Source organism: Erwinia sp. MYb375, from assembly GCF_037479175.1.
Classification (GTDB): domain Bacteria; phylum Pseudomonadota; class Gammaproteobacteria; order Enterobacterales; family Enterobacteriaceae; genus Erwinia; species Erwinia rhapontici.
Genome location: NZ_JBBGZS010000014.1, coordinates 644348 through 659624, shown reverse-complemented (window position 1 = coordinate 659624; position 15277 = coordinate 644348). Strand labels below are relative to the sequence as shown.

Annotated in this window: 15 protein-coding genes and 1 pseudogene; 13 read left to right on the top strand and 3 right to left on the bottom strand. The window is 54.4% G+C overall.

Annotation, left to right across the window (positions count from 1 at the left end):
• The first annotated feature begins 191 nt into the window (after positions 1 to 191).
• Positions 192 to 1058 (top strand): annotated as a pseudogene (gene folD, locus WH279_RS09705) (bifunctional methylenetetrahydrofolate dehydrogenase/methenyltetrahydrofolate cyclohydrolase FolD).
• Complete coding sequence (gene ybcJ / locus WH279_RS09700) at positions 1058 to 1270, top strand: ribosome-associated protein YbcJ (protein ID WP_133845703.1); 213 nt, start codon at positions 1058 to 1060, stop codon at positions 1268 to 1270. The pseudogene folD and the gene ybcJ overlap by 1 nt, the downstream one beginning before the upstream one ends.
• A gap of 85 nt (positions 1271 to 1355) precedes the next feature.
• Here the strand turns inward: ybcJ and cysS are convergent, their stop codons facing one another.
• On the bottom strand, positions 1356 to 2744 hold the full coding sequence (gene cysS, locus WH279_RS09695; protein ID WP_339456131.1) for a cysteine--tRNA ligase: 1389 nt from the start codon (positions 2742 to 2744) through the stop codon (positions 1356 to 1358).
• Between the two features lie 235 nt (positions 2745 to 2979).
• Between cysS and ppiB the strand changes: the two genes are divergently transcribed.
• The 5 genes from ppiB (at position 2980) to WH279_RS09670 (ending at position 7035) form a co-directional block, all read left to right on the top strand.
• Positions 2980 to 3474 (top strand): peptidylprolyl isomerase B, encoded by a 495-nt coding sequence (gene ppiB / locus WH279_RS09690; RefSeq protein WP_200641421.1) that lies wholly within the window; start codon positions 2980 to 2982, stop codon positions 3472 to 3474.
• The gene (gene lpxH, locus WH279_RS09685) at positions 3474 to 4190 is read left to right on the top strand and encodes a UDP-2,3-diacylglucosamine diphosphatase (protein WP_339456128.1); all 717 of its coding nucleotides are present in this window, start codon (positions 3474 to 3476) and stop codon (positions 4188 to 4190) included. Before ppiB ends, lpxH begins: the two co-directional genes overlap by 1 nt.
• Before the next feature lie 148 nt (positions 4191 to 4338).
• On the top strand, positions 4339 to 4848 hold the full coding sequence (gene purE / locus WH279_RS09680; protein WP_339456126.1) for a 5-(carboxyamino)imidazole ribonucleotide mutase: 510 nt from the start codon (positions 4339 to 4341) through the stop codon (positions 4846 to 4848).
• Positions 4845 to 5912: a 5-(carboxyamino)imidazole ribonucleotide synthase gene (gene purK / locus WH279_RS09675; protein WP_339456124.1), complete on the top strand. Its 1068-nt coding sequence runs from the start codon at positions 4845 to 4847 to the stop codon at positions 5910 to 5912. Before purE ends, purK begins: the two co-directional genes overlap by 4 nt.
• Positions 5913 to 6282: 370 nt before the next feature.
• Positions 6283 to 7035, top strand: a complete 753-nt coding sequence (locus tag WH279_RS09670) for a helix-turn-helix transcriptional regulator (protein WP_339456122.1) — start codon at positions 6283 to 6285, stop codon at positions 7033 to 7035.
• 41 nt (positions 7036 to 7076) lie between these two features.
• Here WH279_RS09670 and ybbP read toward each other — a convergent pair whose 3' ends face one another.
• Both ybbP and ybbA read right to left on the bottom strand, forming a co-directional pair.
• Positions 7077 to 9494, bottom strand: a complete 2418-nt coding sequence (ybbP, locus tag WH279_RS09665) for a putative ABC transporter permease subunit YbbP (protein ID WP_339456120.1) — start codon at positions 9492 to 9494, stop codon at positions 7077 to 7079.
• Entirely contained in the window at positions 9491 to 10177 is a 687-nt protein-coding gene (gene ybbA, locus WH279_RS09660) for a putative ABC transporter ATP-binding protein YbbA (RefSeq protein ID WP_339456118.1), read from the bottom strand. Before ybbA ends, ybbP begins: the two co-directional genes overlap by 4 nt.
• Here ybbA and tesA point away from each other — a divergent pair.
• The 6 genes from tesA to WH279_RS09630 all read left to right on the top strand — a co-directional run bounded on the left by tesA (position 10148) and on the right by WH279_RS09630 (position 15148).
• Positions 10148 to 10771, top strand: coding sequence for a multifunctional acyl-CoA thioesterase I/protease I/lysophospholipase L1 (gene tesA, locus WH279_RS09655; protein ID WP_200641412.1), 624 nt, complete (start codon positions 10148 to 10150; stop codon positions 10769 to 10771). The two genes, ybbA and tesA, sit on opposite strands and share 30 nt — an antisense overlap.
• Before the next feature lie 31 nt (positions 10772 to 10802).
• Positions 10803 to 11573, top strand: coding sequence for an SDR family oxidoreductase (locus WH279_RS09650; protein ID WP_339456116.1), 771 nt, complete (start codon positions 10803 to 10805; stop codon positions 11571 to 11573).
• A gap of 69 nt (positions 11574 to 11642) precedes the next feature.
• Positions 11643 to 12500, top strand: a complete 858-nt coding sequence (locus tag WH279_RS09645; RefSeq protein WP_200641410.1) for a co-chaperone YbbN — start codon at positions 11643 to 11645, stop codon at positions 12498 to 12500.
• Positions 12501 to 13009: 509 nt separating this feature from the next.
• A complete protein-coding gene (locus WH279_RS09640) occupies positions 13010 to 13576 on the top strand; it encodes a hypothetical protein (protein ID WP_339456113.1) in 567 nt (188 codons plus the stop codon).
• Positions 13577 to 13914: 338 nt separating this feature from the next.
• Positions 13915 to 14160, top strand: coding sequence for a hypothetical protein (locus tag WH279_RS09635; RefSeq protein ID WP_339456111.1), 246 nt, complete (start codon positions 13915 to 13917; stop codon positions 14158 to 14160).
• Between the two features lie 124 nt (positions 14161 to 14284).
• Positions 14285 to 15148 carry a hypothetical protein gene (locus tag WH279_RS09630; protein ID WP_339456109.1) on the top strand — a complete coding sequence of 288 codons (864 nt, stop codon included), beginning with the start codon at positions 14285 to 14287 and terminating at the stop codon, positions 15146 to 15148.
• The last annotated feature ends 129 nt before the right edge of the window (positions 15149 to 15277 follow it).

Here is a 15277-nt window from a genome sequence, read left to right as displayed (position 1 = left end):
ACAGTCAGTACCAGAAAGATTTAGGAATAAACCGGGAATGACCCGGTAAGTGTGGTTGTGGCTTAGTGGAACACCTCAGTCGCTGGATGAATGCACCTCAACGATTGAATCTCTGCCTGACAGCGGGGCGCGCTTCTGACAAAATAGGCGCAATCCCCGATTTAACTCAAAACAGATGGATCCCCTCTCTGATGGCAGCAAAAATTATTGACGGTAAAACGATTGCGCAGCAGGTGCGACAAGAGGTTGCAGAACGTGTTCAGCAACGTCTCGCAGCAGGTAAACGTGCGCCTGGTCTGGCCGTGGTTTTGGTGGGCGAAAACCCGGCTTCGCAGATTTATGTTGGCAGCAAGCGTCGTGCCTGCGAAGAGGTCGGTTTCCTCTCACGTTCTTACGACCTTCCCGCCACCACCAGCGAAGCGGAACTGCTCGACCTGATTACCAAACTGAATAACGACGCAGAAATCGACGGCATTCTGGTGCAGCTTCCGTTGCCTGCGGGCATCGACAACGTGAAAGTCCTGGAGCACATCGCGCCATAAAAAGACGTCGATGGCTTCCACCCGTATAACGTGGGCCGCCTGTGTCAGCGCGCACCGAAACTACGCCCGTGCACGCCGCGCGGTATTGTTACGCTGCTTGAGCGCTATAACATTGATACCTTCGGCCTGAATGCCGTTGTCGTCGGTGCTTCCAACATTGTTGGCCGTCCGATGAGTATGGAACTGCTGCTGGCCGGTTGCACCACCACCGTGACCCACCGTTTCACCAAAAATCTGCGTCACCATATCGAACACGCCGATTTACTGGTGGTGGCCGTCGGTAAACCTGGCTTTATCCCCGGTGAGTGGATCAAGCCAGGTGCGATCGTGATTGATGTCGGTATTAACCGTCTGGAAAGCGGCAAAGTGGTGGGTGACGTGGAGTTTGATGTGGCATCTGAGCGTGCCTCTTACATTACGCCCGTGCCGGGCGGCGTGGGGCCGATGACGGTTGCCACCCTGATCCAGAACACCCTGCAGGCCTGCGAAAACAACGACAATGGAGCAACAGCATAATGGCAAACTTCTCTCTGGGCGATCATCCCCATGTCGACCTGTGCGACCTGATGAAACTGGAAGGCTGGGTAGAAAGCGGCGCAATGGCGAAAATCATGATCTCTGGCGGTCATGTGACGGTAAATGGCGTCAAGGAAACCCGTAAGCGCTGCAAAATTGTGGCGGGTCAGAAGGTTGAGTTTGACGGTGAAAGCGTCACCGTGACGGCCTGATTTTCCGGCTGTGAAATAAAAAGGCGACCCGCGGGTCGCGGTTTTTTTTTGTGCATCCGCAACGGGCCTGCGGCCCGTCGGCAGATTACTTACGGCGCCAGCTGGTGCCGCCTGCGGCATCTTCCAGCACGATACCCATATCATTGAGTTTGTCGCGTGCCACATCGGCCTGCGCCCAGTTCTTTGCCGCACGAGCATCAATACGCATCTGGATCAGCGCTTCAATCTGCGCCACTTCTTCATCGTTGATGTTCACACCGCTTTGCAGGAACTGCTCCGGATCCTGCTCCAGCAGGCCCAGCACGCCAGCCAGCGTACGCAAGCGCGCAGCCAGGCCGTTCGCCGCCGCTTTATCCGTATCTTTCAGGCGGTTGACTTCACGCGCCAGGTCAAACAGCGCCGAGTAGGCTTCCGGCGTATTGAAGTCATCATCCATCGCGGCGCGGAAGCGGGCTTCAAACTCTTCCCCACCCGCTACTTCAGCGCTGGCATCGGTGTTACGGATAGCAATATAGAGGCGCTCAAGCGCGGAACGCGCCTGATTCAGGTTATCTTCGCCATAGTTCAGCTGGCTACGATAGTGACCGGACATCAGGAAGTAACGCACAGTTTCCGCATCGTAATGCTCCAGCACATCACGCACGGTAAAGAAGTTGTTCAGCGATTTGGACATCTTCTCGCGATCAATCATCACCATGCCGGAGTGCATCCAGACGTTCACATACGGGCCATCGTGGGCACAGGTGGACTGGGCAATTTCGTTTTCGTGATGCGGGAACATCAGGTCAGAACCGCCGCCGTGGATGTCAAAGTGCTCACCCAGCTGTTTGCAGTTCATCGCCGAGCACTCAATGTGCCAGCCCGGGCGCCCCATTCCCCATGGAGATTCCCAGCCGGGTTCATCCGCTTTCGACATCTTCCACAGCACGAAGTCCATCGGGTTGCGTTTAACGTCAACCGCCACTTCCACACGCGCACCGGCCTGGAGCTGTTCCAGATCCTGGCGTGATAACGAACCGTAATTAGGATCGCTGTCGACGGAGAACATCACGTCGCCGTTGCTGGCAACATAAGCATGTTCACGGGCGATCAGTTTGCTGACCAGCTCGATAATCTCAGGAATATGGCGTGTTGCACGCGGTTCCAGATCCGGCGGCAGGATATTCAGCGCGGCGAAATCCTTGTGCATCTCGGCAATCATACGATTGGTCAGTTGCTCAATGGTCTCACCGTTTTCATTCGCACGTTTGATGATTTTGTCATCAATATCGGTGATGTTACGCACATAGTTCAGCTCATAGCCGCTGTAACGCAGGTAACGCGCGACCACATCAAATGCCGCGAAGGTTCTGCCGTGTCCGATATGACAGAGGTCGTAAACGGTAATGCCACACACGTACATACCGATTTTACCGGCATGGATAGGTTTAAATTCCTCTTTTTGACGACTCAGGGTATTGAAAATCTTTAGCATTGAGACATTCCGTTTTAGCGTGTGCGGGATTAGCGAAAAAATGATGAATTGATCATTCTGACGTATTTTTACCCTCAGCGCTACGCAAAGCAAGGTTATCCACACTTCCTTTATGCAGCAGGGCTGACGAGCCATCACATTTTGTGATATAAGAGCCGTCTGTCGCACGGAACAGACGTGAGTCTCAGTTTCCGGCGCCCAATGTTAAATACTCCAACCCTGACAGGATGAGAATATGGTCACTTTCCAGACTAATCATGGCGATATCGTCATCAAGACTTTCGATGATAAAGCACCGGCTACCGTTAAAAACTTCCTTGAATATTGCCGCGAAGGTTTTTACGACAACACCATCTTCCACCGTGTGATCAACGGTTTTATGATCCAGGGCGGTGGTTTTGAACCGGGCATGAAGCAGAAAGACACCAAAGACGAGATCCGCAACGAAGCCAGCAATGGCCTGAAGAACACCAAAGGCACCCTGGCAATGGCTCGTACCCAGGCGCCACACTCTGCTACCGCCCAGTTCTTCATCAACGTGGCTGACAACGACTTCCTGAACTTCCGTGATGAAAGCCTGCAGGGCTTCGGTTACTGCGTGTTCGCCGAAGTAGTTGAAGGTATGGACGTTGTTGAGAAAATCAAAGGCGTGTCTACCGGCCGCAGCGGCATGCACCAGGACGTACCAAAAGACGACGTGATCATCCAGAAAGTCACCGTCAGCGAATAATGTCGCACACGCTGTTTATCGCAGATCTCCATCTGTGTACTGAAGAACCGGCAATCACTGCCGGTTTTCTGCATTTTTTACGCCGTGAAGCACAGCATGCTGACGCGCTGTATATTCTCGGTGACCTGTTTGAAGCCTGGATCGGCGACGATGACCCTAATCCGCTGCATGCGGAGGTCGCGACGGCTCTGCGCCAGTTGGCTATCCCCTGCTACTTTATTCACGGCAATCGTGACTTCCTGGTGGGCAAGCGCTTTGCAACAGCCTGCGGCATGACGCTGCTGCCGGAAGAGCAGGTGCTGGATCTGTATGGCAGGCAGGTGCTGATCATGCACGGTGACACGCTGTGTACTGATGACGAAGGCTATCTGCGCTTTCGCGCCAAAGTACAGCAACGTTGGTTACAAACCCTGTTCCTCGCCCTTCCCCTGTTTGTGCGCCAGCGCATTGCGCTGAAAATGCGCGCCGGAAGCCGCCAGGCTAATAGCAGTAAATCCCAGTCGATCATGGATGTGAATCAGCAGGCCGTTGTGAACGTGATGGCCCGCCATCAGGTGCAGTGGCTGATCCACGGTCATACTCATCGCCCTGCGGTGCATCCTCTGCTGATCAACGGCAAAGCGGCTGAACGTCTGGTTCTGGGGGCCTGGCATGAAGAAGGCTCGATGATCAAAGTCAGTAGCGATGAAATAAGCCTGATTTCCTTCCCGTTCTGATTCAAAAACCTGGCGAAACCCGGCGCTATTTCGCGCCACGCAACCGTTTTCCTTGCCGCTCAGTCGTGATATTCTCTGTGCCCTTCCCACCTGGTAAGCCCACAGCGCCATTCAGGTGAAGTATCACAATCACAGGAGTCAGACCCGCATGTCATCCAACGCCGCACCGGCCCGCATTGCTATTGTTATGGGTTCCAAAAGTGACTGGGCAACCATGCAATTTACCGCGGAAGTTCTCACCAGCCTTGACGTTCCGTTTCACTGCGAAGTGGTATCTGCACACCGCACGCCGGACAAACTGTTCAGCTTTGCCGAACAGGCAGCGGATAATGGCTATCAGGTGATTATCGCAGGTGCAGGCGGCGCGGCGCACTTGCCGGGTATGCTGGCAGCAAAAACGCTGGTTCCGGTACTGGGCGTGCCCGTGCAGAGTGCCGCACTGAGCGGTGTCGACAGCCTGTATTCTATTGTGCAGATGCCACGCGGCATTCCTGTGGGCACGCTGGCGATTGGCAAAGCCGGTGCCGCCAATGCCGCCCTGCTGGCCGCACAGATCCTCGCACTGCACGATGCCGAACTGGCCGCTCGCCTGAATCACTGGCGTCAGACCCAGACCGATGAAGTGCTGAATAACCCGGACCCACGGGTGGATGCATGAAGCCGGTCTGTGTATTAGGTAACGGTCAGCTGGGACGGATGCTGCGCCAGGCGGGTGAGCCGCTGGGTATTGCCGTCTATCCGGTGGGCCTGGATGCGGAACCCGACTCCCTGCCCATTGCGCAGAGCGTGATCACTGCCGAAATCGAGCGCTGGCCTGAAACGGCATTAACCCGTGAACTGGCCAGCCATAACGCCTTTGTGAACCGCGATATCTTCCCGCTGCTGGCCGACCGTCTGACCCAGAAGCAACTGCTGGACCGACTGGGTCTGGCAACCGCGCCGTGGCAGTTGCTCTCCAGTGCAGATGAGTGGGCGCAGGTGTTCACCACACTCGGTTCCCTTGCCATCGTTAAGCGCCGCACCGGCGGCTATGACGGGCGCGGCCAGTGGCGCCTGCATGCAGATGAAACCGCATCACTGCCTGCTGATTGCTACGGCGAGTGTATTGTTGAGCAGGGAATTAACTTCTCTGGCGAAATGTCGCTGGTCGGCGCACGTGGCCACGATGGCCGCACGGTGTTCTACCCGCTGACGCACAACCTGCATCAGGACGGTATTCTGCGCACCAGCGTAGTATTGCCGGATGTGGATGCGCAGCATCAGCAGCAGGCCGAGCGTATGCTCTCCGCCATCATGAACGAGCTGAACTACGTTGGTGTGATGGCGATGGAGTGTTTCGTGGTACCGGAAGGTTTGCTGATCAACGAGCTGGCGCCACGCGTACACAACAGCGGTCACTGGACGCAGAACGGCGCATCCATCAGCCAGTTTGAGCTGCATCTGCGGGCTATTCTCGACCTTCCACTGCCAACGCCTGTCGTCAGCACACCCTCGGTGATGGTCAACCTGATTGGCACTGACGTCAATCTGGCGTGGCTGGAGCAGCCGCTGGTGCACCTGCACTGGTATGAGAAGGAAGTGCGTGCCGGGCGTAAAGTGGGCCACCTGAATCTGTCCGACGTCAGCCCACAGGCCCTCAGCCATGCGCTGAACGCGCTGGTGCCGCTGCTGCCGGAAGAATACGCCAGCGGGATTGCCTGGGCGGTTGAGAAGCTGAGTTAATCCCTTTGCCTTACGGGCTGACTGAAACAGAAGGTCAGCCCCTACAGCCACCTGCCCCATTAATAAATGCTAAATTCTGAAAATGGCGAGTGCCTGACTGTACTAAAGTACAGCTACATCCTCGGCGCTTATGGTCTATGCTCCCTGCTATAAAAAATAGTACACATCTAGTCCCTTTTCAGTCTTTAGCCGCATACTTTGTCCACACCAGGGAACCCGTTTATAGGGTTTCCTTTACTTTTTGATATAGCTTTCACCTTCAATGAAAATCTCACTCTTCGTAATACCCCCAGATTAGCCGGATAACAACAACCATGGTAATATCTTCAAAGTAAATTAAGGATAAGTAATTTTACAGGGAGAGTATAATATGCGCGCTGAATTTTTTAACAATTCAACTATTAATTCCATTATAAAACGTCACTTTGAAAAAGAGCTGTCGACTTTTAGTGACATAAAATATGTTTACGCGATCATGAGTAAAAGTAATCCTGTCGATGTTGCTATCATTTCTAACCGACAAGAATGGTTCCGCATCTATAAACAAAACAACTTTCAGTTTATTGATCCGGTTGTCATTACGGCATTAAACCGCATTACTCCTTTTTCGTGGGATGAGAACTTCTTGCTCAGTCAGGGAATAAAATCACTCAGTTTTTTTGACATGGCACGTAATCATGACATTATCAATGGTTATACTTTTGTACTCCACGACCAATACAATAATCTGGTTATGCTCTCCATTTTTTCAGAGAATGAATGTAACAATAACATCGAAGACATTATCCTGAAAAACAAAAACAAGCTTCACATGCTTTTGATAACAACCCATGAAAAAACAATGTATCTGTACCAGAAACGGCAGATTGACAGCGATTTCGAAAAAATGAACAATAGAAATATATTTTCTCATCGTGAAAATGAAATCATATATTGGGTCAGTGTGGGGAAGTCCTATCAGGAGATAGCGATTATTACCGGAGTAAAACTGACAACAGTGAAATATCATATCGCCAACGCTGTGAAAAAATTAGGCGTGAACAACGCGAAGCATGCCATCCGTCTTGGCGTAGAGATGAAACTTATCCGCCCTGTATTCCCTGACAAAAACGATAATAGTTAAGCTCAAAAGTAAAGAGGCCGGCTTTCACCGGCCTCCTTTCACTATCCTGCGTAATACCCTCTGAACAGCGCTTTCCCTTTCAGTAAGCGCACGCCTAACCAGCCGCCGCACAATGAGAGCAGCAGCGCGCCGGTCAGCGGCAGTACCAGCCACAGCACGAAATCAGGCTGCCACGGGAAGTCGAACACTTTGCGTTGCAACCCCCACAGCGCCGCTTCGGCACCAATAGCCGCTGCAACACCGGACACCACACCAAGTAGCGCAAACTCGCACCACAACGTACCGCGCAGCAGTTTTTTACTGGCACCCAGCGTACGGTAGACCACCAGCTCCTGACGTCGCTGACGCATGCCCACCTGGATTTGCGCCAGTAACAGCAGCACGCCGCAGGCGGTCACCAGGATCACCATAATCTCCAGCGCCTGGCTGACCTGCGCCAGCACCTGACCTATCTGCTTCAGAATGCTGCCAATATCCAGCAGGCTGAGAGTCGGGAACTGACGATTAAGCTGTGCCAGCGTGGCATTGTCATTATCCATACGGAAGCTGGTCAGCCACGTTTGCGGCTGCCCATCAAGCGCGCCCGGAGGGAAGATAAAGAAGAAATTCGGCTTCAGGCTTTCCCAGTCGACTTTACGCATACTACTGATTTTTGCACTGAACTCCTGGGTATCACCGGTAAAGGTCAGCGTATCTCCCAGCTTCACGCCCAGACGATTTGCCAGCTCCTGCTCAATGGAGACCTCCCCATTTTTTGGCGGCCAGCTCCCCGCCGTCATCGGGTTGTGATCCGGCAGATCCTTCAGCCAGGTCAGGTTCAGCTCGCGGTTCAGGGATTCATCCTGCGCCGGATCGGCAGGCTGCTGGTTGATGCCGGTCAGACGAACACGTGCCACCGGATAGAAGGTTTCCGCCTTCACCTGATGCTGTTGCAGGAAGGCCTGCACCTGTGGCACCTGCGGCTCGGTAATATTTAACAGGAAGTAATTCGGGCTGCCCGGCGGCAGTTGCTGCTGCCAGCGATCCAGCAGATCGCCACGCATCACCAGCAGAAATGCCAGAAACAAAAACGACAGCGAAAACGCCGCCAGCTGGCTGAGTGTGGTCCAGGGCTGACGCAGCAGTCGGTTCACCGCCAGACGAAAGGCAAGATTACGCAACGTCAGACGGCGCAGCAGCAGCAGGCCGCCCCAGCCAATGGCACCCAACAGCAGCGACAACAGCACAATCCCTGCCACCAGCGCCCACAGCAGTTTGCTGCCCCCCACCAGCAGAGCCAGCAGGCCAATCACCACCACCGCCATCGCAGGCAGATACAGCTTCAGCGGCCAGATATTCGCCACGGCATCGCGGCGCAGGACGCGCAGCGGTTGGGTCGCCAGCAGTAAGCGGTAAGGGCGTAACCCGACCAGCAGCGAGATGACAAACAGCGATCCCACCGCCCACAGCCACGGCCAGGCACTGGCAGCCGGAAGCTCACCGGGCAACACCGGGCGCAGCATCCGCAGCAGCAGTGCTTCAAAGCCCAGCCCAATGGCACTGCCCACCACCGCCGCCAGCAGCAGCACTGCCAGCCACTGGCCGATAATCAATTTACGCAGTGCGGTGCGGTTAGCCCCGAGCGTTTTCAGTACCGCCACCAGATCGTAGCGGCTGCGACAGTAATGGCTCATCGCCACGGCCACGGCGGCAATCGCCAGCATCAGCGTCAGCAGGGCTGACAGCAGCAGGAATTGCTGGGCGCGCTGCATGGATTTCCCCAGCGCATCCTCACTGTTTTCCACACTGATCCAGCGCTGGTCGGGTGTAAGCCGCTCTTCGATATAGCGGTCATAACGCGCCAGTTGCGCCGGAGTGCCGGAGAATTTATAGCGCCAGGTGATGCGGCTTCCGGGCTGGATAGCCCCGGTTTTCTCCACATCGGCCAGGTTCATCAGCAGACGCGGTGCGGTCTGGAACGGGTTAAAGCCCGCGTCCGGCTCCTGGATCACCTCCCCCCCGATACGCAGGGTGGTATCCCCCACGTCCAGTGGGTCCCCGGCTTTACGCTCCAGCAATGCCAGCAGGCGCGGTGCAGCCAGCACGGTACCCGCTGCGGGTTTCAGCCCGACGGGTGCGGTCGTCAGTTGGCCGAACATCGGATAGAGGTCGTCCACCGCCTTCACCGATGCCAGCTGCGGGGTCTCTCCGGCAAACGTCATGGTCATAAAGCTGAGCTGACGCCCTACCTGCAATCCGTCTGCACGCGCCTGCGCCAGCCATTCATCAGGCACGGCTTTGCTGCTGCGCAGCGTGCGGTCACCCGCCATAAAGTCACGGCTCTGCTGGCTTAAGCCTTTTTCCATACGGTCACTGAGTGAGCCCAATGCCAGCACGCAGGCCACTGCCAGCGTTAACGCCAGCCAGACAATCAGCAGCGAGGGCGATTTCCACTCACGCCAGAACCAGCGCCAAATCATGCTTCCTCCCACAGCTTGCCATCACGCAGCCGCAGCCGACGATCGCAGCGCGCGGCCAGTTGTTCATCGTGAGTGACGAGGATCAGCGTGGTGGCATAATCACGGTTCATCGTAAACAGCAGGTCGGCAATACGATCGCCCGTTTTGCGATCAAGGTTACCGGTTGGTTCATCGGCAAACAGCAGCGCCGGGCGGCCATTAAAGGCGCGGGCCAGCGCCACGCGCTGCTGCTCACCACCAGAAAGCTGAGCGGGAAGATGGGTAAGACGCTCGCCCAGCCCAAGTTGCGCCAGCAGTGCGGCTGCCTGCTCACGGCTCTGACGATCGCTTTCACCACGCAGCAGTGCCGGAAGCTGGACATTCTCCTGAGCATTCAGGGTCGGTACCAGCATAAACGACTGGAAAACAAAGCCGACATTCTTCGCCCGTAATTCAGCCCGCTGCTCCTCGTTCATCGTGTGCAGCGGCTGGCCGAGCATCATCACCTCTCCTTCACTGCCGTCATCCAGCCCGGCCAGAATCCCGAGCAGCGTCGACTTGCCCGATCCCGATTCGCCGATCAGGGCGAGTGTCTCAGCCGGTTTGACAACCAGCTCAACTCCGGTAAGGATGGAAAGCTGATGCTCACCCTGACCGACGGACTTACTAAGACGATGAACTTCAAGAATGTTTTCCGCTGGCATTACCCTTTCCTGTTCTTATTGGCTTTTATGACGCTGCGCGCAACGGCGGCAGATACGCTGCTGGTACTCGGCGACAGTCTGAGCGCCGGTTACCGCATGTCTGCCAGTGCCGCATGGCCTGCGTTACTCAATGATAAATGGAAAAAATCCCCCACCATTATTAACGGTAGCATAAGCGGTGACACCGCGACGCAGGGGCTGGCTCGTCTTCCTGCACTGCTGAAACAACATCAGCCGCGCTGGGTACTGATTGAACTGGGTGGCAATGATGCATTACGCGGTTTTGCCCCACAGCAGGTGGAGCAGGACCTGGATCAGGCGATTAAACTGGCGCTGGCCGCCAAAGCGCAGCCGATTCTGATGCAGATACGTATACCGCCAAACTACGGCAAGCGTTATAGCGAATCCTTCGCAGCCATTTACCCCAGGCTGGCTCAGGAACACGCCATTCCGCTGCTGCCGTTCTTTATGGAACAGGTTTATCTGAAACCGGAATGGATGCAGGACGATGGCATTCATCCTAACCCTGCGGCACAGCCATTTATCGCCGATCTGATGGCCAAAAATCTGGCTCCCCTAGTTAAGCATGAGTGACCCGGCTCTGAGTGCCGTGACAGGTAAAGTTATGCAAAAAAGTATTGTTATTACGGGCAGTTCCAGCGGCATTGGCCTGGTGGCCGCCAACGATCTGTTGCGCCGTGGCTACCATGTTATCGCGGCCTGCCGTAAACCGCAGGATGTGGAACGCATGAACGAACTGGGTTTTAGCGGTGTCTTGCTGGACCTGGATGACGCCACCAGCGTCGAGCATGCTGCCGGGGAGATCCTGGCGCTGTGTGATGGCCGCCTGGCAGGCCTGTTCAATAATGGGGGCTTCGGCGTTTATGGTCCTTTGCAGTCGGTATCGCGTCAGCAGCTAGAACAGCAGTTTGCCACCAATCTGTTCGGTACCCACCAGCTCACTATACTGCTGCTGCCTGCGCTGATCGCCGCTAACGGGCGCATTGTGAATACCAGCTCGGTGATGGGGCTGATCTCAACACCCGGGCGTGGTGCCTATGCCGCCAGTAAATACGCGCTGGAGGCCTGGTCCGATGCCCTGCGGATGGAGCTGCACAGCAGCGGCGTGCGCGTCAGCCTGATTGAACCGGGACCGATTCATACCCGCTTTACCGATAACGTCCGGCAGGCGCAGCAGGATAAACCGGTGAAAAATCCCGGGATCGCCGCCCGCTTTACGTTGCCGCCGGAGGCGATTCTGCCGAAGCTGCGGCATGCGCTGGAGAGCCGCCACCCGCGTTTGCGCTATCCTGTGACGATGGTGACCCATGCCATTACCCTGTTGCGCCGTTTGCTGCCAGGCTGGATGATGGATCGGTTTTTACGCCAGAATTAGGCGCCGGGCCTTGAAGCACCGCCTCTCGCCCCAATACAGTAAGAAACTTACGTTAAAAGAGACGAATTCATGTCACCACAAGCCGCAATTGTCGAAATTAATGAAACCAACCTGCAACAGACGCTGGAACAGTCGATGCAGATCCCGGTGCTGTTTTACTTCTGGTCTGAACGCAGCCAGCACTGTCAGCATCTGACGCCGTTGCTGGATCGTCTGGCGCAGGAGTACGCCGGGCAGTTTGTTCTGGCAAGGCTGGACTGTGACGCGGAACCGGCGGTTGCGCAGCAGTTTGGACTGCGTTCCATCCCGACGGTCTACCTGTTCCAGAATGGTCAGCCGGTCGACGGTTTCCAGGGTCCGCAGCCGGAAGAAGCCGTGCGTGCCCTTTTAGAGAAAGTGCTGCCGAAAGAAGAAGAGCTGAAAGCCCAGCAGGCGATGCAGCTGATGGATGAAGGCAAACTGATTGAAGCCCTGCCGCTGCTGAAAGAGGCGTGGGCACTGAGCAACCAGCGCAGCGACATCGGTTTCCTGCTGGCCGAAGTGCTGATCGGGCTGAACCGCAGCGAAGAGGCCGAAGCGGTGCTGAAAGTGGTGCCTTTGCAGGATCAGGATACACGCTACCAGGGCCTGGTGGCACAGATCGAGCTGCTGAAGCAGGCGGCAGACACACCCGAAATCCAGCAACTGCAACAGCAGATCGACGCGGATCCGGACAATGCCGAACTGGCTACCCAGCTGGCATTACAATACCACCAGGTCGGGCGCAACGAAGAAGCGCTGGAACTGCTGTTCTCTCATCTGAAGAAAGATCTCGCCGCGGCCAACGGTCAGGCGCGTAAAATTTTGCAGGACATTCTCGCCGCGCTGGGTACCGGCGATGCGCTGGCGGCGAAATACCGTCGTCAGCTCTACTCTCTGCTCTACTAAAACACAGCAGGCCGGTGGCACACCCATCGGCCTGCTGTATATCAATAACATCACGGCTACCCCTCCCCTGTTCGTACTCTGTAGCACTCCCCACCATCATTAGTCTTAATCCAGTCTGAACGAAAATTTATCTCTGTTAAAACGGATACCTGGACCTGATTGTTGAGTCTCACAATTTACCTGCCATACGCTGATCTTGATTCACCTAACCCGCGAAGAGTAGCCAGCGCCTCTGCCTCAACAGACTAAACAAAGACTAATTAAATCAAATACTCACAATTAAGACTTATTGCTGATTAAAAATACCGTCAAAATATTGACTAAAGTCAATTCACAGAGACAACAACAAGACTAGCATTACTCACATAGCAAAGTCACAACGAGTGACATACCATAGAACAAAAAGCCACAATGAAGTCAAAAGGATAATGACAGTTAAATCTGCGTGGTCAGTATCAGAACTCTGGTATCGCAACGTTATTAACCCTTCATATCTACTGGAAAAAATCATGAAACGCACGATGATCGCGCTTACTGTCCTGGCCGTTCTCTCCTCTTTTAATACATCTGCTGAAGATCAGTCCCACGCCTTTAATGATGCAGTGTCTGGTCTGCATCAGTTGCAGGATCAAGAAAAAGACAATCGGGCACATTACAACGAAACGGACAGCAGGGATGGAACAGGTCGCTTTAACGCCGATGGATCTTTCAATGACTCTTTAGCAATACAAGGTGACAAGATCCGTGCCGACCGTCGGGCTACGCAGAGAGAAGTCAACGGAACAACGTATCGCAATCAGGTACAACAACAGCAGCAGAACATCATCAATCGTATTGGCGTAAAAACCCCTGTGCAGTCAGTCCCTTCCGTCATCATGAATAAGCCTGCAGTGACATCGAAAATTACGTTCGCTACCGGCAAAGGTAACGCCGGTGGTCAGGGCGGCCATGCTTCACACGGCGGTTCTGGCAATCGCGGTGGCGATAATGCCCACAGCGCTGCGTTCGGTGGTCACGGTTATGGCCACGACAACTCACGTTCTGAAGGTTTTGGTGGTCATTCTCACTTCCACTAAACGATCGGAAACGCTGCCAATGGGCCAGGTAACCACCTGATCTTTTCACAACGCTATCGGAGAGTGACTCAAATGACACCGGAGCACCTGGCGCTTATAGCAGAAGCGCGTTCAATCCTGTTAAAAGCGCTCTCCCAGAGCGAGCTGTGCCGTAAAGAACACCTGTCAGCCTGCCTGCAACTTTCACAGGCAGCGAGCCATGCACTCTCGCTTACGATAAAACTGGAGCGAGGGTCTGCTGCAGAACAGATTAATTATGCAGAATTGCTTGAACGACAGATGGTCTCTGTGCGGGCCTGTCAGGCAACGTTAACGAAATTATCCCTGGGGGTAACACAATGACCCGATTTTCACAGGCCATTGAAGAGAAGGTAAACATTGAGAAACATCACCGAATGATGGATCACATCTCATCAGAGTTCGGGGATGAAATGTTAAGGACGATTCTGTTACTGAATGCCCGTCTGATGACGTTGAGTATGGATGATATGAAGTCAGTGGTCGTCAGCGTTGTTGCCCGGGATGATGCAAAGCTCACGATGAAACGTGACAGCACAGGAATTGACCTTAAAATCGGGTTTTAACGAACGTTAGTCTATAGAAAAGTCTTTGCACTGCGTTGCCCTGTTCTTCGCTCTCAGGCCGCTGACTTTCACACTCGAAGATATGATATTATGACTTCCCCCCGGGAAACAGGAAGTTAATAATATGTCACATATTTTCTTTGAGTTTGATCTTGAGCCTGGCGTGAAGTCAGTGGCCGATTTGAACTATGTCCTTCGTGATAGTGACAAAAAAACAGCATTTGTGATGAGTGCTGAGGTGGCAAAGTTTGTCAAAGATGCGCTGATCATTAACGACACCATTATCAGCTTTAAAAACTGCTGCTTCGCTTTCGAAAAAGGCGCAGAGTTCGTCGAATTTGATCGCAAAGGCCAGTCGGTGCGTTTCTCTGAACCTGTCCCCGCCTGGTTTATTAAACCCGCCCTGTTTGCCCGCTCCGACTGGCTGGATAATCATGCGCTGGCCGATCTGCCTGCTCCTGAGTTCATCAAAGCCTTCAATGAGAAGTTCCCGGATTTGCAGGAGCGCAGAAAGCACGCGGATTACCTTTTTGACCTTCAACTGCACAAGATAACCTCGCCTCATCAGGAAGCCACCAGGATGGTGGGAAACACCCGCGGTAAATCAACCAAACCCAAAGTCACCGATCTGGGGTCATTCCAGCTGTTTCAGCAGTTCTTTGACAGGCTTAAGTCTGCGGTAATGGCAGATGAGTTCCCCACCCTCAACGTATTGACGGCATCAGAGAATGTGAATAACGTGCCAGGCAGCTATCGCCAGGCGCTGCGTACCGCGATGAAAGCAGTCACTAACGAGTTGCCCGTCAATAATAAGCGCCAGGCCGCAGGCAATCCGGCCCTGTTCTGCGCCCCCATTCGCGACAAAATTGCGGAGATTGAAGCGATTGGGCTTGAGCCCTATTACCTGGCATTGTCAAAAGCGATCGCGCAGGCCGAAGGCAGCTACATTGCTGATTTCTCTTTCGATTTCTCCAGACAAAAGCGTTAAGCGCTAACATTACCAACAACAGCGGGATGGCGCGGCCATGGGTGTTACAATATCATCAGATAAGGTGCAACCCGGTAGCGCAGTGCTCTGGTGTACTGATTCGCGTGTCGAAGGGGCGTTCGGGCTAAA